13 protein-coding genes and 1 tRNA gene are annotated in these 15,658 nt (G+C 66.1%); 7 read left to right on the forward strand and 7 right to left on the reverse strand.

What is annotated here, in order from left to right; all coding sequences use genetic code 11:
* Positions 1-48 precede the first annotated feature (48 nt).
* The 3 genes from KKQ75_RS01645 to KKQ75_RS01655 are packed head-to-tail and all read right to left on the reverse strand — an operon-like array spanning position 49 to position 4,986.
* Complete coding sequence (locus KKQ75_RS01645; protein WP_213359489.1) at positions 49-2,778, reverse strand: GDYXXLXY domain-containing protein; 2,730 nt, start codon at positions 2,776-2,778, stop codon at positions 49-51.
* A 58-nt stretch (positions 2,779-2,836) separates the two neighbouring features.
* Entirely contained in the window at positions 2,837-3,673 is an 837-nt protein-coding gene (locus KKQ75_RS01650; protein ID WP_213359491.1) for an alpha/beta fold hydrolase, read from the reverse strand.
* A complete protein-coding gene (locus tag KKQ75_RS01655; protein ID WP_213359493.1) occupies positions 3,670-4,986 on the reverse strand; it encodes an O-acetylhomoserine aminocarboxypropyltransferase in 1,317 nt (438 codons plus the stop codon). Before KKQ75_RS01655 ends, KKQ75_RS01650 begins: the two co-directional genes overlap by 4 nt.
* Before the next feature lie 147 nt (positions 4,987-5,133).
* Here KKQ75_RS01655 and KKQ75_RS01660 point away from each other — a divergent pair, with 147 nt between their 5' ends.
* Together KKQ75_RS01660 and KKQ75_RS01665 are read left to right on the forward strand one after the other, a co-directional pair.
* The gene (locus KKQ75_RS01660) at positions 5,134-5,595 is read left to right on the forward strand and encodes a CBS domain-containing protein (RefSeq protein ID WP_091817570.1); all 462 of its coding nucleotides are present in this window, start codon (positions 5,134-5,136) and stop codon (positions 5,593-5,595) included.
* A 55-nt stretch (positions 5,596-5,650) separates the two neighbouring features.
* On the forward strand, positions 5,651-7,504 hold the full coding sequence (locus KKQ75_RS01665; RefSeq protein ID WP_213359496.1) for a gamma-glutamyltransferase family protein: 1,854 nt from the start codon (positions 5,651-5,653) through the stop codon (positions 7,502-7,504).
* Positions 7,505-7,581: 77 nt separating this feature from the next.
* Here the strand turns inward: KKQ75_RS01665 and KKQ75_RS01670 are convergent, their stop codons facing one another.
* Together KKQ75_RS01670 and radC are read right to left on the reverse strand one after the other, a co-directional pair.
* Entirely contained in the window at positions 7,582-8,178 is a 597-nt protein-coding gene (locus tag KKQ75_RS01670; RefSeq protein WP_213359499.1) for a class I SAM-dependent methyltransferase, read from the reverse strand.
* Between the two features lie 27 nt (positions 8,179-8,205).
* Positions 8,206-8,892, reverse strand: coding sequence for a RadC family protein (gene radC / locus KKQ75_RS01675; protein WP_213359501.1), 687 nt, complete (start codon positions 8,890-8,892; stop codon positions 8,206-8,208).
* Between the two features lie 135 nt (positions 8,893-9,027).
* On the opposite strand from radC, the gene KKQ75_RS01680 reads away from it, so the two are divergent.
* The 4 genes from KKQ75_RS01680 to KKQ75_RS01695 all read left to right on the forward strand — a co-directional run bounded on the left by KKQ75_RS01680 (position 9,028) and on the right by KKQ75_RS01695 (position 12,005).
* Positions 9,028-9,501 (forward strand): FKBP-type peptidyl-prolyl cis-trans isomerase, encoded by a 474-nt coding sequence (locus KKQ75_RS01680; protein WP_213359503.1) that lies wholly within the window; start codon positions 9,028-9,030, stop codon positions 9,499-9,501.
* Positions 9,498-10,469 (forward strand): 4-hydroxy-3-methylbut-2-enyl diphosphate reductase, encoded by a 972-nt coding sequence (gene ispH, locus KKQ75_RS01685; protein WP_213359505.1) that lies wholly within the window; start codon positions 9,498-9,500, stop codon positions 10,467-10,469. The genes KKQ75_RS01680 and ispH overlap by 4 nt, the downstream gene beginning before the upstream one ends.
* Before the next feature lie 23 nt (positions 10,470-10,492).
* Positions 10,493-11,812, forward strand: coding sequence for a serine--tRNA ligase (gene serS, locus KKQ75_RS01690; protein ID WP_213359509.1), 1,320 nt, complete (start codon positions 10,493-10,495; stop codon positions 11,810-11,812).
* A 101-nt stretch (positions 11,813-11,913) separates the two neighbouring features.
* Positions 11,914-12,005: transfer RNA gene (locus KKQ75_RS01695), tRNA-Ser, on the forward strand.
* A 62-nt stretch (positions 12,006-12,067) separates the two neighbouring features.
* Here the strand turns inward: KKQ75_RS01695 and KKQ75_RS01700 are convergent.
* Both KKQ75_RS01700 and KKQ75_RS01705 read right to left on the reverse strand, forming a co-directional pair.
* Positions 12,068-12,703, reverse strand: a complete 636-nt coding sequence (locus tag KKQ75_RS01700; protein ID WP_213359512.1) for a hypothetical protein — start codon at positions 12,701-12,703, stop codon at positions 12,068-12,070.
* A gap of 118 nt (positions 12,704-12,821) precedes the next feature.
* On the reverse strand, positions 12,822-13,553 hold the full coding sequence (locus KKQ75_RS01705; protein ID WP_213359514.1) for a response regulator: 732 nt from the start codon (positions 13,551-13,553) through the stop codon (positions 12,822-12,824).
* Positions 13,554-13,626: 73 nt separating this feature from the next.
* Here KKQ75_RS01705 and KKQ75_RS01710 point away from each other — a divergent pair, with 73 nt between their 5' ends.
* The gene (locus KKQ75_RS01710; protein ID WP_213359516.1) at positions 13,627-15,615 is read left to right on the forward strand and encodes an ATP-binding protein; all 1,989 of its coding nucleotides are present in this window, start codon (positions 13,627-13,629) and stop codon (positions 15,613-15,615) included.
* Positions 15,616-15,658 lie beyond the last annotated feature (43 nt).

The raw sequence follows: 15,658 nt of genomic DNA on the forward strand, positions 1-15,658 counted from the left end.
TGCCGCATACTCCGTCACGCTTGGACTGACGCGCATGGCAAGCTGGCATCAATCCTGCGGGATTGGCTGCATGTTTTCGTCTGCCAGGCCGACCAGCAAGGCTCGCCCATCGGCACGCAGGCGGAATTCTCCGTAGGCGGCTTGGGCCCAGCGCTCGCCGGTGCCTTCCTTGAAATACCACGCATCCGTGACCAGAACGGTGCGGCCACTCTTGCGGCTGAGCGGCATGCGTCGCTCGTCGGACGCCAGAGGCGGGCGACGATCGTCCAGTTCCAGCCGTCGTGCGGTGGCCAGGCCGTTCGCGGCACGCTGGAACACCACATGGCGGGCCTGCTCCAGGCTTTCGTCCATGCCGCCGGTGGGGGTGGCCGGGCCCAGGTCAAACGCCAGTGCCATATAGTCACCCTGCAGCAGGGAGCGTGGATCGACGGGTGCCAGTTTCACCAGCAAGCGCTCCCCATCGCGGATCAATGCCTCATTGTTCAGCACTCCGGGCAGCAGAATGGCGGCCATTGCGGCAGGAACCAGCAGCACCAGATGGCGACGCAGCCGATCAGGAGCCGCTGCCGGTGCATGGCTTTCGGGGATGGACAGCATGGAGGCTGACAGCAGCGGTGCCTGGCGGGCCTGGGTGTGTCGCAGCCAGACTGCGAGCGCGCCTGTGACCAAGGCCAGCCCGATCAGCGAAATTGCCTTGTGCACCAGCAGATAGTCGGTCTGGTAGTAGATGGCCCCGATGACCCACGCGACGGCCGCTGCCGCCGCCAGCGCCAGCCGCCAGCGCTGCGTGACGGCAGCCGTGGCCAGGAAACACAGCGGAATGCCCAGCGACGGCAGAAACCACGATGCCACCACCAGCAGCACGGCCAGCAGGCCCAGCGCAGGCTGGTGCAGCAGCGGCCAGCGCTGGGCCCCAATGGCATAGGCTGCCGCCGCGAACAGGCCGGAACTGAGAGGCAGCCACCATTGCCAGAACTGCAGGCCGGCCGCTTCGGTCCACACATTGTTGCCCCATGCAGTGGGGGTCATGCCCCCGCCGCCCAGCATGCCGGTCATCATGAAGGTCATGCCGGCGCTGGCAGCCTGTTGCACCAGCACCGTCAGCATCCACCCGGCCCAGAAGGCCTCACGCCGGGCAGCGAAACGCACCAGCGGCAAGCCCAGCCAGCGTGCGGGGGAGCGCAGCATGGCAAGCGGCCAGATCAGGGCGATCAGGGCGGGCAGCCAGGCCAGCGTCCAGGTCTGGTCCAGCATCCATAAATCGGTTTGCGCGTAAAGCAGACTCGCGATGACGGCGGGCATCATCCAGCACAAGGCGGCGCCAAGCAGCAACTGCAGCCACGGCTCGCGCAGAAAAACCACCAGTCCCATCAGCACGGCGAACAACAGCCACAGGGCTTCCCGCTCACCCCAGAGCGAGCCCGCTCCGATGACCAGGAAGGCCAGCCCCGTAATCAGCATTGCATACGCCATTTGTTCCAGGAACAGCGGGAGCGTCGGCTGACGCAGCAGCAGCACCGTTCCCGTCGTGAACAACGCTCCCAGCGTCAGCGCGGCGGAGCTGGTATTCCATGCAAACAGACCGAGCGCGATCACAAAAGGCACCACGGCAAGCCAAGCGCCGAGTGCCGTGAGCAGGACCACCGACCAGGGACGCTCGCCGGAATCCGGAACCAGGGCTGCAAGGGCATGTGCCCGCGAGCTCCACCAGCCATGCGCCACGCCCGTATCCAGCGCCGCAGTCAACGCGATGTCGTTCTCTTGCGGGGCATGCTTCTCGCGTTCGTCGTCAACCGGACGTGTACCTGTCACTGCACGGTAGCGTCGCATGATCCAGGCCACGGCACCCGCCAATCCCAGCATCGCGAAGATGCCGAGCAGCATGATGAGAAAAGGGTCGGCATAGCCGGCCAGGCGCAGCAGGCGTTCCGTGAGGAATACGAAAAGCAGTACCAGGACCCCGAGGCTGGCGGCACTCAGGATCAGTACGTCGAAATGGCGGCGCGTGCCATACCAGGCAACCATGGCACCGAACAGCAGCAATCCCGGCAACAGTGCGACGGCATGGCCCATGAGTGTCAGGAACTGCGCCACCGACAGCGAGCCGATCAGCAGGACCGTCCACAGCATGGCCACACGATGCGACAGTGCACTGCTGCCCGTGATGCGGCGCCAAGCAGGATACAGCGCGACGCTGACCAGCAGGCTTGCCGCAAACGCCGCGAGCATGGACAGCAATTGCGGCGCCTCGTAGTTGCTGGCCCACCGGTCCATCTGGGCCCAGGCCCACAGGCTGATGGCCGTGTTGGCAATCAGGCTCCAGGGCATCCACAGGGCGCGGTGACGCAGGCCCAGGCACAAGGGCAGCGTCAGGCCGGCCCACAGGGCGAACAGCTGCCAGGGATCGGCGCCGGTTTGATAGGTTTGCCCGAAATACGCCAGCAGCCCGCCTACCGATGCTCCTGCCAGGACGCCCAGGGCAAGGCTGGCGGCCCGGAAACGCGCCAGCGCCCAGCTGCCAACGCTGCTGGCCAGCAACAGTGCACCCAGCAGGGCAAAATGCACCGGCCGCTCCCACAGTCCCCAGTTGGCTGCAATCCACAGGATCACGCCGAAGCCGGCCATGACAGCGGCGAGCAGCGTCAACGCCGGCACCGCCAACCGGTTGGCCGCGGCGGGCTGCGCGTCCATGCCCGCGGCGTTGTGAAGGGCTTGTCCTTGCGCGGGATTCAGCCCGAAATGCCGGGCCAGGTCGAACAGGTCTTGTCTGAGCGTCATGGAACTGTGCTTGCCCAACACGGGAGATGCGGCCCTGGCAGGCCGCACCGGCACCGTGTCACGCGGTTGCGCGCACCTGCGACATGCCTTTCACCGCTGCCTGGATGGCGCGCAGCACGCCATCCGGAGCCTCGGTCATCAGGCTGTGGCCGGCCGGCAGCGTGAACACCTGTGACTTGCCAGCGGCGCCGATCAGGCTTCTGGCGGCCTTGGGCGGCGTCATCTGGTCGGCGCTGCCCAGCACGAAGGTGACGGGGCAGTTCACGCGCGCCATGTCTTCCAGCCCGGTGGCATAGCTGTTGCAGGCATTGAAACCGATGTTGAATACATTGTGCGAGCGGTTGCTGGCCAGCACGTACTGCATCAGCGCGCGGGCGCCGCCGTAGGTCCAGCTGCCCACATTGGCGCCCTGGCCCGGCACGGCCGCGCACAGCGTGGAATGCGAGAAGGTGTTGACCATGTCGATGGCCTTGCCCGGCGCCGAGACCGACATCTCCAGCAGCGCCGGCGATACCGGCATCGGAAACGCTGTGCCCACCAGCACCACCTGCACGACGCGTTGCGGATCCAGGCTGGCCGCATGCAGCGCAATCAGCGAACCCCAGCTGTGGCCCACCAGCACCGCCTCGGTCACCTGCAGGTCGTCCAGCAGCCCGAGCACGCTGGCCGCCGCTTCGGCCACGCTGGCCGGCGGCGCGCCGCTGCTGCGGCCATGGCCGGGCAGGTCGATCGCCAGCACGTTGAAACCATGGTTTGCAAAGTAGCGGCTCTGCAGTGCCCAGACGCTATGGTCGTTCAGCACACCGTGGATGAACACCATGGTCGGCAGATCGGGGTTGTAGTCCTTGCCACCGGTGTACGCGTACAGCACTTCGTTGTTGACGGTGCGTTTCATGCCTGGCCTCCTGCTTTTTCTGCCGCTTTCAGGGCGCGTTTCAGATCGTCGATCAGGTCGTCCGGATCCTCCAGGCCGATGGACAGGCGGATGGTGCCCTGCGTGATGCCGGCCTGCGCCAGCGCCTCGTTGTCCATGCGGAAGTGCGTGGTGCTGGCCGGGTGGATCACCAGGCTGCGACAGTCGCCCACGTTGGCCAGGTGGCTGAACAGCTTGAGCGCCTCGATGAACACCTTGCCCTGCGCGCGGTTGCCGGCGATGTCGAAGCTGAATACGCTGCCCGCACCGCGCGTGCCATGGCGCAGCAGCTTGCCGGCCAATGCGTGGCTGGGGTGGCTCTCCAGCAGCGGATGGCCCACGCGCGTGACGAACGGATGGCTGGCCAGAAACTGCACCACTTTTTCCGTGTTGGCCATATGGCGCTCCATGCGCAGCGGCAGTGTTTCCAGCCCTTGCAGGATCAGCCAGGCACTGTGCGGGCTGAGCGCCGCGCCAAAGTCGCGCAGGCCTTCGCGGCGCGCGCGCAGCAGGAAGGCCCCGGTGCTGCTTTCCTCGCTGAACACCATGCCATGAAAACCGTCATAGGGCTCGGTCAGCTCCGGAAACTTGCCGGAGGCCTCCCAGTCGAAGCGTCCGCCGTCGATCACCACGCCGCCCATGACCGTGCCATGCCCGCTCAGGAACTTGGTGGCCGAATGGTAGACGATGTCTGCGCCCAGCTCCAGCGGCTTCAGCAGATAGGGCGTGGTCAGCGTGGAATCGACCGCCAGCGGCACGCCGGCCGCATGCGCGATATCGGCCACGGCCGGAATGTCCAGCACATCCAGACCCGGATTGCCCACGGTCTCGCCAAAGAACAGCTTGGTATTGGGCTGCACCGCATTGCGCCAGGCTTCCAGATCGCCCGGCGGCACGAAGGTGGTCTCGATGCCGAAGCGCGGCAGCGTGTAGGCCAGCAGGTTGTGGCTGCCGCCATAGAGCGCGGCGCTGGCAACGATATGGCTGCCCGTGCCCATCAGCGTGCTGATGATCAGGTGCAGCGCGGCCTGGCCGGTGGCCACGGCGATGGCGCCCACGCCGCCTTCGAGTGCGGCCATGCGCTGCTCGAGCACGGCGTTGGTCGGGTTGCTGATGCGGGAGTAGACGTGCCCCGCACGCTCCATGTTGAACAGCGCGGCCGCATGGTCGCTGTCCTGGAACACGAACGAGGTCGTCAGGTGGATCGGAACGGCGCGCGCGCCGGTGGCCGGATCGGGCGTGGCGCCGGCGTGCAGGGCCAGCGTATCGAAGCCGGGGTTGGCGTAGCCAGGCATGGGGTCTCCTTCAATGTTTTGTGCCGATTGTGCAAGTGTATATGCTGGGTGCAGCGGGCTAACACGGAGGAAAATGTCTCCAAATGTGGGCTATATTGATCCTGTTGTTTTGTTTTTCACCGGCCATTCCAGAGACAAGGTGCCAACATGAAAGTAAGTGACATTCTTCGCGTCAAGGGCAATACGCTGTACACGGTGCACCCTGACGATTCGCTGCTCAACGCGCTGAACGTGGTGGTGGAGAAGGACATCGGGGCACTGGTGGTGATGGAGCATGGCGAACTGGCAGGCATGCTGTCCTTCCGCGAAATCAACATCCAGCTGGCCAAGAACGGCGGCAGCCTGGGCAACTCCACGGTGCGCGCCGCCATGGATGACCACCCCATCACCTGCACGCCCGAAACCGCGCTGGACGAAGTGCGCCGCATGATGCTGGATCACCATGCCCGCTACATCCCGGTGATGGAAGGCAAGGTGCTGCAGGGCGTGATCAGCTTCTACGACGTGGCCAAGACCGTGGTGGAAAGCCAGAACTTCGAGAACAAGATGCTCAAGGCCTACATCCGCGACTGGCCGGCCAAGGACGAGGAAGACGCCGGCGTCGAATAAGCCTTCGGCACTGGGGCACAGTTGCACAGGGCCCGTGGATTCGAAAGGGTTTCGCATGACACAGGCCATGTTTCGACTGGCAGGGGTTGCAGCAGCAGCGGCTGTGCTGGCTGCCTGCGCCCCATTGCAGGCGCCGTCCGCGGCACCGGCAGCCTCCACGGTTCCACCCAACCCTGAAGCCTCCAGCGGCTGGACCAGCAAGCCCGGCTGGCAATGGCAGCGTCAGGCCGTGGCGGCCGCCAATCCGCTGGCAACGCAGGCAGGGCTGGAGATTCTGCGTGCCGGCGGCAATGCGCTGGATGCGGCGATTGCCGTGCAAATGGTGCTTGGGCTGGTCGAGCCGCAATCCAGCGGCATCGGCGGCGGCGCCTTCCTGCTGTATGACGATGGCAGGACGCTGCAGGCTTGGGACGGGCGCGAAACTGCGCCGGCAGGTGCAAGCGAGACGCTGTTCCTGGGCGCCGATGGCAAGGCCCTGCCGTTCCATGAAGCGGTAGTGGGCGGGCGCTCGGTCGGCGTGCCTGGCGTGGTCGCCATGCTGGAGCAGGTGCATCGAAAGCAGGGCAGCCTGCCGTGGAAGCGCCTGTTCGAGCCGGCGATCCGACTGGCAGAGGCGGGCTTTCCCGTCAGTGCGCGCCTGCACCGGCTGCTGAGCGCCGAAAAATACCTGCGCGCCAACGACAGGACCGCCGCCAGCTATTTCCATGGCCCGGACGGCCAGCCCTGGCCAGTCGGCCATGTGCTGCGCAATCCCGAATATGCGGCCGTGCTGCGCGGCATTGCCGGTCAGGGCGCACGCTACCTGATGCAGGGCGAAGTGGCGCAGGCCATGGTGCGTACCGTGCAGGGTCATGCCGGCAATCCGGGCAAGCTGGCGCTGAGCGATCTGGCACGCTACCAGCCGCGCCAGCATCCGGCGCTCTGTTTCGATTACGAGGCCGTAGCACGCCGCTACGCCATCTGCGGCATGCCCCCGCCCAGTTCGGGCACGCTGGCGATCGGGCAGATCCTGGGCATTCTCAATCACACCCAAGCCGCGAAGCTGCCTCTGCAACAGGGCCAGCCGAGTGCCGACTGGCTGCACCTCTACACGGAGGCAGCGCGCCTGGCGTTTGCCGACCGCGCGCAGTATGTGGCCGATCCCGATTTCGTGCCGGCCCCGGGCGGCAGCTGGCAGGCCCTGCTGCAGCCGGCCTACCTGCAGCAGCGCGCCAGCCTGATCCAGCAGGGGCCGCAAGGGCGTTCCATGCAGACTGCGCAGCCGGGCGAAGCCGGTGGCGTGCGTGCCGCCTGGGCGCCCATGCCGGCCCAGCCCGAATACGGCACCAGCCACATCAGCGTGATCGATGCGCAGGGCCGCGCCGTCTCCATGACCACCACCATCGAGGACCAGTTCGGGGCACGCCTGATGGTCAACCGCGGCAAGGGGCTGGCGGGCGGCTTCCTGCTGAACAATGAGCTGACGGATTTCAGTTTCACGCCCACGGATGCCGCTGGACGCCCGGTCGCCAACCGCGTGCAGCCCGGCAAGCGGCCACGTTCCAGCATGGCGCCCATCCTGGTATATGCGAAGCGGCCGGATGGCAGTCGCGGCGAACTGCTGATGAGCGCGGGCAGCCCGGGCGGCGCGCTGATCATCCATTACGTGGCCAAGACGCTGTACGGCACGCTCAACTGGGGCCTGAATCCCCAGCGCGCCATCGACCTGCCCAATTTCGGATCGATCAACGGTCCCACGCTGCTGGAGCAGAAACGCTTCGCCCCGGCCACCATCGAGGCCCTGCGCAAGCGCGGCGCCGAGGTGCGCGAGATGGACATGACCAGCGGCCTGCAGGCGATCCAGAAAACGCCGCAGGGCTATTTCGGCGGGGCCGATCCGCGGCGCGAAGGGGTGGTGCTGGGAGACTGACAGGCAAGGTGGAGCCTGATCCCGCAGGTTTCAGGCTCGTTCCGTGCCTGCAAAGCGGGACAGGACGCCGCGTCGACTCAACAGGCGGAAACTTGCTTGAGCTTCTCCAGCGCCAGCACGTAAGGCGGATCGTTCGGCACATTCGCCAGCGCATAGCGCACCACGCGCACGGTAGCCGGATCGAGGCTGCACACGTAATCTTCCAGCGCGGAACGCTCCTGCTTGCCGCCGGCGTGCCCGTGGTACACCACCAGCACGATCAGCCCATGCGGCTGCAGCAGCTGCCAGATGCCCTCCAGCGCCGCGATGGTGCTGTCGGCCTGCGTCGTTACCTGCTTGTCACTGCGCGGCAGATAGCCCAGATTGAACACGGCGGCCTGCACCGGCTGCTGCACATGCTGCTGCACGGTTTCATGTCCGGCATGAATCACGCTGACGCGGTAAGCGACGCCGTGTGCCTCCAGCCGTTCGCGCGTGGCCGAGATGGCCTGCTCCTGCACATCGAAGGCATACACATGCCCGCCATCGCCCACCCGTTGCGCCAGCAACAGCGTGTCGTGCCCGTTGCCGGCCGTGGCGTCGATGGCGATATCGCCCGGCTGCAAGGCGCGTTGCAGCAGCCCGTGGGCAAAGGGAACAATCTCGGGCAGGTGGCGGGTGAGGGCAGGGCGCATGGCGTATCGGCAGACAGACAGGAAAACTCAGGCGGCAGGCATCAGGCCCTGTTCGGCCATCGACAGGCTCTGCCCCCGCGCCACGATGATATGGTCCAGCACGCGAATGTCGAGCAGGGCGAGCGCCTGTTGCAACTGGCGCGTCAGGGCAATGTCGGCACTGGATGGCTGCACCTGCCCGCTCGGGTGATTGTGCGCCAGCACCACGCTGGCGGCATGGTGGTGCAGCGCGCGCAAGGCCACTTCGCGCGGGTAGACGCTGGTCTGGTTAAGCGTACCGCGAAACAGCGTCTCGAGCTGGATCAGCTGGTGCTGGCTGTCGAGAAACAGCACGGCAAAGCACTCATGCGGCAGATTGCCGAGGTGCGCCTGCAGGTAGTGGCTGACCAGCGCCGGGTGGTTGAGCAGGGTACGCTGCTGCAGCTGTTGCGCCATGGCCCGGCGCGCCAGTTCCATCACGGCCAGCAGTTCGGCACGTTTGGCGGTGCCGCCCAGGCCCTTGATCTGCCCTAGCGTGCGCGCATCGGCATGCAGCAGCCCGGCCAGACCCTGGCAGGCATCAAGCACATCCTGCGCCATGACCAGCACGTTGCGCCCGGCCGTGCCGGTGCGCAGCAGCAGTGCCAGCAGTTCGACATCTCCCAGCGCTGCGGCACCATGCTGCAGCAGGCGTTCGCGCGGACGGGAGGCATGCGGAAGGTCGTGGAGCGCCATGAAAACCCATTGATAAATAAAAAGTATTATAAATGAGTGATGCCGGATTTGATCCCGGGCAGGCGACAATGCCCTCGCTCCGCCTGCCATGCAGCCAGCCTCTTACAATAGCGCATCCAACCTCCGGACCGGATCATGACTGAAGCTACCCCCTCCGCAGCCCCCGGCACGCCCGTGGTGCAAGCCGATTCCTTTCTCACCCTGCATTACCGTCTGTCCGGTCCGCAGGGCGATGTGATTGACACCTTCCTCGAGCAGCCCGCCACGCTGTCGCTGGGCACTGGCGAACTCTCGCCGGCGATCGAGGAGAAGCTGATCGGCATGCCCGAGGGCACGCACACCACCTTCGAACTGCCGGCCGGCGCCGCCTTTGGCGAGCGCAATCCGCAGATGCTGCAGTGGCTCAAGCGCAGCGTGCTCAAGGAAATGGGCGATCCGAACGAGGAATACGCGGTCGGCGAAGTGGTGCAGTTTCCCACGCCCGACGCGCAAGGCCAGTTTGCCGGCACCGTTGCCGAGCTGGGCGAGGACGCCATCCTGTTCGACTTCAACCACCCGCTGGCGGGGCAGCCCGTCACCTTCGAGGTGCAGATCATCGGTGTGCTATGACTGAACGCAATCCTTCGGCCCCCATAACCGCTCCCGATGCCGGCATCGTGCTGGCTGCGCCGCGCGGCTTCTGTGCCGGTGTGGATCGTGCCATCGACATCGTCGAACGCGCACTGGAGAAATTCGGCCGTCCGATCTACGTCCGGCACGAAATCGTGCACAACACGCATGTCGTGAACGACCTGAAAAATCGCGGCGCCATCTTCATCGAAGACCTGGCCGAGGTGCCACCCGGCGCCACGCTGGTATTCAGCGCGCATGGCGTGAGCAAGGCGGTGCAGGAAGAGGCCGCCCAGCGCGGCTTCCAGGTGTTCGATGCCACTTGCCCGCTGGTGACCAAGGTGCATGTCGAAGTCGCCAAGCTGGCGAAGGAAGGCTACGAATTCATCATGATCGGCCACAAGGGGCATCCCGAAGTGGAGGGCACCATGGGCCAGCTCGACAGCGGCATCCATCTGGTGGAAGACGTGGAAGATGTGGCCCGCGTGCAGCCTTCGCAGACCGAACGTCTCGCCGTGGTCACGCAGACCACACTCAGCGTGGACGATGCGGCAGCCATCACGGCCGCCGTCAGGGCGCGTTTCCCGAACATCCGCGAGCCCAAGCAGCAGGACATCTGCTACGCCACGCAGAACCGCCAGGACGCCGTCAAGGTGCTGAGCAGGCAGGCCGACGTGGTCATCGTGGTCGGCAGCCCGACCAGCAGCAACAGCAACCGCCTGGCCGAACTGGCGCGGCGGCTGGGCGTTCCGGCCCATATGGTCGACAATGCCGATGAGTTGCAGCCCGAGTGGTTCAAGGATGCTGCCACGGTCGGCATCACCGCCGGCGCGTCCGCCCCCGAAATCCTGGTCGAAGAGGTGGTGGCCCGCGTGAAGGCCTACGGAGCCGTTTCCGTGCGCACCATGGATGGCGTGCAGGAAACGCTCAAGTTCCCGCTGCCCAAGGGCCTCAAGCTCGACCAGTAATTCCCCGTTTCAGAAGTATCCCCATGCTAGACATCCTCCTGCTCCGCAAAGACCTCGACAACGTAGTGGCCCGCCTGCAGACGCGCAAGTCGCCGCAGCCCTGGCTGGACGTGGCTGCCTTCACCGCCCTCGAAGCCGAGCGCAAGACCATCCAGACCCGCACCGAGGAGCTGCAGTCGCAGCGCAACACGCTGTCCAAGCAAATCGGCCAGCTCAAGGGCAAGGGCGACCATGCCGGTGCCGAGGCCGTGATGGCTCAGGTCGGTTCCATCAAGCAGGAGCTGGAAACCAGCGCCGCCCGCCTGACCGAGATCCAGACCGCGATCGACGAGATCCTGCCCGGCGTGCCCAACCTCCCGCACGAGAGCGTGCCGGTGGGCAAGGACGAAGCCGACAACGTGGAACTGCGCCGCTGGGGCACCCCGCGCCAGTTCGATTTCGAGGTGCGCGACCACGTGGATCTGGGTGCACCGCTGGGTCTGGATTTCGACACGGGCGCCAAGCTTTCGGGAGCGCGATTCAGCTTCCTGCGCGGCCCGGTGGCGCGCCTGCACCGTGCGCTGGCCCAGTTCATGCTGGATGTGCAGACCACCGAGCATGGCTACACCGAGTGCTACACGCCCTACATCGTCAACGCCGACAGCCTGCGCGGCACCGGCCAGTTGCCCAAGTTCGAAGCCGACCTGTTTGCCGCGAAGAAGGGTGGCCAGGAGTCGGAAGAGCATCCCGACAACACCCCGCTGTATCTGATCCCGACCAGCGAAGTGCCGCTCACCAACACCGTGCGCGACACCCTGTTGGCCGAATCCGACCTGCCGATCAAGCTGACGGCCCACAGCCCCTGCTTCCGCTCCGAGGCGGGCAGTCATGGCCGCGACACGCGCGGCATGATCCGCCAGCACCAGTTCGACAAGGTCGAGATGGTGCAGATCGTGCATCCAGAGAAGAGCTACGAGGCGCTGGAGGAAATGACCCACCACGCCGAAGCCATCCTGCAGAAGCTGGGCCTGCCGTACCGCGTGATCGTGCTCTGCACCGGCGACATGGGCTTTGGCGCCACGCGCACGCACGATCTGGAAGTGTGGGTGCCGGCGCAGAACACCTACCGCGAGATCAGTTCGGTCAGCAACTGCGAGGCGTTCCAGGCGCGCCGCATGCAGGCCCGCTTCAAGAACGCGAAGGGCAGGAACGAACTGGTGCACACGCTCAACGGTTCCGGTCTGGCCGTGGGCCGCTGCCTGGTGGCTGTGCTGGAAAACTACCAGCAGGCGGACGGCAGCATCGAGGTGCCCGAGGCGCTGCGCCCCTACATGGGTGGTGTCAGCGTGCTGCGCGCGGACTGAGTCAGGCGAAAAAATGCGGACGGCCTCTTGGCGGAGGCTGTCACTTGCATGTAAAATTGCCTGTTTCCTGCAGCGCTCTCGCTGCGGAATGAACAGACCACGGAGAGATGGCAGAGTGGTCGAATGCACCGGATTCGAAATCCGGCATACAGGTTCTCCTGTATCGAGGGTTCGAATCCCTCTCTCTCCGCCAGATGGTCCACGAAATCAAGCACCTACAGCATGCGCTGCAGGTGCTTTTTTCTTGGCTGGGCCTCAGGGCGCCGGCGGGATGATGATCGTGGGTTCGTCCTTGTCAGCAGGAGCTTCTTCCGACACCGCCATCGCTTGCGAGGCAGGCGCAGCCGGTGGCTCGCTCGCTTCTTGCGGAGCTGCAGGCGCGCAGGCATCGCGGATCGTGGTTGCTAGTTCGACGCCGCTGCCAAATGCAATCCATAGCGGAAAACCGACCGTCATGCCTGCCGCCGTAAAGGCGATGGCGCCAGGGCCGGTCAGCAGGGCGGCAGCCAGCACGGTAATCAGCACGGCACGGCCGCCGGTTCCCTGCTTGTCCCAAGCGCGGTCCTTGGCCTCGGCTGCCAGCACCTTCAGGGTGGGCAGGGCGGCCCGGCTGGAGAGGGTGACGGACACTGCCTGGCTGGCCCTGGTCCACGCCGGCACACGGGAATGGCGCAGGTCGACCATGCGCGTGGCCCAGTCATGCAGAGCTTCCTTTTCCACCGCCGACAGGCCGTCGACCAGTTGCTGCACCACGGCGCGCTGGTCACGCTGCATCGATGCAGAGCTTGCCGGCTCGTCCGCCGCAGAATCGGCACTGGCCAGCTGGGCTTCCAGATCGCGCACCTTGTTGCGCAGGGCTTGCAGTTCCTTCTCGAGTTCGCTGTGTTCCATGGGGTCCTCCGTGAGTCATGGCAAACCCTATCTGCCGCTGATTGCGGGCGATTCAATGCGCAATGTGTAAGGATCTGTCCCGGCCAGGCTTGCAGCGCCAGCCTAGCTGGGTTTCATGTCAATACAGCGTCTCGACATCGCACGCGAGCAGATAGCCGGCACCGCGCTCAGTCAGAATCAACCGAGGCTGCGCCGGGTCGGCCTCGAGCTTGAGCCGCAGCCGCCGGATCTGCACGTCGATGGTGCGGTCATACACCTCGGCCTCGTGCAGGCGCGACATGGACAGCAGCTGGTCGCGCGACATCACGCGCCGCGGCGCTTGGCACAGGGCGCTGAGCAGGCTGATCTCGCCATTGGACAGCTCCACATACGAACCATCGGGCGACTTGAGACGCCGCGTGCGCAGGTTCAGTTCCCAGCCGGCAAAGCGGAAGGCGCGGCGCGCGCTGTCGCGCTGCGGCAGCGTGGCCTGCACCTGATAGCGCCGCAGCACTGCGCGCACGCGCGCCAGCAGCTCGCGCGGGCTGAAAGGCTTGGTCACGTAATCGTCGGCACCCAGTTCCAGCCCCATCACACGGTCGGCCTCTTCGGTGCGACCGGTTAGCAGAATGATGGGCACGGTGGCGCGCGCACGCAACTGGCGCGCCAGATCCAGCCCGTCCTCGCCCGGCAGGCGCAGGTCCAGCAACACCAGGTCGATCGCCTGACTGTCGAAGCAGGCTATCATTTCCCGACCGGAACTGCAGGGCGTGGCGCGCAATTCATGCTCCTGCAGGTAGTCGCAGACCATGTCACGCACATCGGGATCGTCGTCGACGACCAATACATGGGGCTGGTTCAGGAAGGACATGGTCAGGATGGTAACGGAGAATCGGGGCCCCGCACGCAGACACTCGCTGTCGCGTTTCCTCTCCAGCGGCCGTATGCCCTGGATGGCTCTGCTGCTGGCCTGGCTGCTGCTGGTGCTCCTGACGGCGGCTGCCCTGTGGGTCATGCGCAGCTCCACCCTGAGCGAGCAGCAGCGGGCCCTGCATACGCTGGCCGTGGTGGCTTCCGACGAGCTGGAGCGTGGCCTGGACGGGGTGAATGAAGGCCTGACGGCCATCGGCAATGCCATCGAGGAAGATGGCATGCCCGGCAGCGAGGAAGAGGTGTCTGCAAGGCTGCGCCGCCGGGTGGAGTTGATGCCCATGGCGCAGACCCTCTGGCTGCTCGACCGGCATGGGGCTGGCGTGGCGGGTTCCGATTCTATCGGCTTTCCGGAAGCGGAGAGCTTCAGGCCGGCCCTCAAGCCTGCCGGCATCGACGGGCTGGCCTTCAGCCCGCCGTTCCAGGATTCCCATGCCGCCCACCCGCTGGTGGCCATCGCCAGTTCCGTGGACACGGCGCGGTTCGGCTGGGTGGTTGCCGGGGTGCCGGCCGATGCCCTGCTGGGGGCATTTCAGGCGGCCTTGCCCGAGGACGAGGCGCAAATGCTGGTGTACCGGCGTGACGGCACACTGCTGGCCTCCACGCCGGGCGCTTCGCATCCCGTGAGCCGACAGTCCCGGCTGGTGGAGCAGATTCCCATCGAACCCTACGGCCTGAAGGTGGAACTGCTGCGCAGCCGCGATGTGGTGCTGCATGACTGGACCAATTCTGCGCAGATCGCCGGTGCGCTGCTTGCGTTGTTGGCGGTGGTGATGGCGGTGGCCCTGTGGATTCTGCAGCGCGCCCAGCGGCGTCATGTGCAGGCGCAGGAGGCGCTGCGCCGGCAGCAGGCCCGGGGCGAGCGACTGGAGGTGCTGGGGCGCATGGCAGGCGAGGTGGCGCATGATTTCAACAACGTGCTCGGCGCGATTGCCGGCTATGGAGAGATGGCGCTGGACAAGGCCGAACCCGGCAGCGCCCAGGCACGGCAACTGGGTCGCCTGATGGGGGCAACGGAACGGGGCAGGGCGCTGACGGAGCGCATCCTGGCTTTCAGCCGCGGTGGCGCCCGGCGCTCGGTGGTGTTCCGGCTGCAGCCGGTGATCGAGGAGGTGCTGGAGCATGTGCGCAGCCTGCAGCAGCCGGGCATTGTGCTGGATGTGCAACTGCAGGCGCCGCAGGCAACGGTCAAGGGGGATCCGCTGCAGGCCTATCAGGCGGTGCTGAACCTTTGCGTCAATGCCGTGCAGGCGATGCCGCAGGGCGGTGTGCTGCGCGTGGCGCTGGGCGAGGAGCGCGTGGCGCAGGAGCAGGTGCTTTCCCACAGCCAGCTCGGCGCCGGAGACTGGCTCAGGCTGTCGGTGGCGGATCAGGGGCGGGGCATCGATCCGGTCTCGATGGAGCATCTGCTCGAGCCCTTCTACACGACGCGGGGCGGCGAGGGCGGCACGGGTCTGGGCCTGTCTGTGGTGCATGGCGCCATGGTCGAACTGCACGGAGCCATCGATGTTCAAAGCCGGCCTGGAGAGGGGGCGTGCTTCACGCTGTGGTTTCCGGTGGGTAGTCCCGCGCTGGAGCCGCTGTCAGTTCCTGCAGAAGCCAGAGCGGGCGGGACGATCCCGCGCATCCTGGTGGTGGATGACGAGCCGGAGCTGGCAGAGCTGGTTGCCAGCACGCTGGAACTGCTGGGGTATGAGGCAACGGTGGAGACGCAGTCCTCCCGGGCCCTGGCTCTGCTGCAGGAGCAGCCGGCGCGTTTTGCGGCCCTGCTCACGGACGAACGCATGCCGGACCTCTCCGGCACCGAACTCGTCCGTGCCTTGCGCACGGCTGGAGGAGCTTTGGCTCAGTTGCCGGTGCTTCTGGTCACCGGGCAGGGCGGCCCCATGCTGGCCGCGCGCGCACAGGAGCTGGGCATCGGCTCCATCCTGCGCAAGCCGCTGGACCGGCAGGAACTGCTGCAGGCGCTCGAGGCCATGCTGCATGGCACCCCAGCGCCGTGAGGGCGGCCTGCAGTCGCATCGATTGCAGTTGCAACAGGGGGAG

Origin of the sequence: Brachymonas denitrificans, from assembly GCF_907163135.1 — a bacterium.
GTDB lineage: Bacteria > Pseudomonadota > Gammaproteobacteria > Burkholderiales > Burkholderiaceae_C > Brachymonas > Brachymonas denitrificans_A.

Coding starts and splice junctions, on each gene's coding strand:
- radC (WP_213359501.1), bottom strand. CDS start 8,892: ATGGCGCTCCACGACCTTCCGCATGCCTCCCGTCCGCGCGAACGCCTG.
- KKQ75_RS01700 (WP_213359512.1), bottom strand. CDS start 12,703: ATGGAACACAGCGAACTCGAGAAGGAACTGCAAGCCCTGCGCAACAAG.
- KKQ75_RS01670 (WP_213359499.1), bottom strand. CDS start 8,178: ATGCGCCCTGCCCTCACCCGCCACCTGCCCGAGATTGTTCCCTTTGCC.
- serS (WP_213359509.1), top strand. CDS start 10,493: ATGCTAGACATCCTCCTGCTCCGCAAAGACCTCGACAACGTAGTGGCC.
- KKQ75_RS01680 (WP_213359503.1), top strand. CDS start 9,028: ATGACTGAAGCTACCCCCTCCGCAGCCCCCGGCACGCCCGTGGTGCAA.
- KKQ75_RS01655 (WP_213359493.1), bottom strand. CDS start 4,986: ATGCCTGGCTACGCCAACCCCGGCTTCGATACGCTGGCCCTGCACGCC.
- KKQ75_RS01710 (WP_213359516.1), top strand. CDS start 13,627: ATGCCCTGGATGGCTCTGCTGCTGGCCTGGCTGCTGCTGGTGCTCCTG.
- ispH (WP_213359505.1), top strand. CDS start 9,498: ATGACTGAACGCAATCCTTCGGCCCCCATAACCGCTCCCGATGCCGGC.
- KKQ75_RS01705 (WP_213359514.1), bottom strand. CDS start 13,553: ATGTCCTTCCTGAACCAGCCCCATGTATTGGTCGTCGACGACGATCCC.
- KKQ75_RS01665 (WP_213359496.1), top strand. CDS start 5,651: ATGACACAGGCCATGTTTCGACTGGCAGGGGTTGCAGCAGCAGCGGCT.
- KKQ75_RS01660 (WP_091817570.1), top strand. CDS start 5,134: ATGAAAGTAAGTGACATTCTTCGCGTCAAGGGCAATACGCTGTACACG.
- KKQ75_RS01650 (WP_213359491.1), bottom strand. CDS start 3,673: ATGAAACGCACCGTCAACAACGAAGTGCTGTACGCGTACACCGGTGGC.
- KKQ75_RS01645 (WP_213359489.1), bottom strand. CDS start 2,778: ATGACGCTCAGACAAGACCTGTTCGACCTGGCCCGGCATTTCGGGCTG.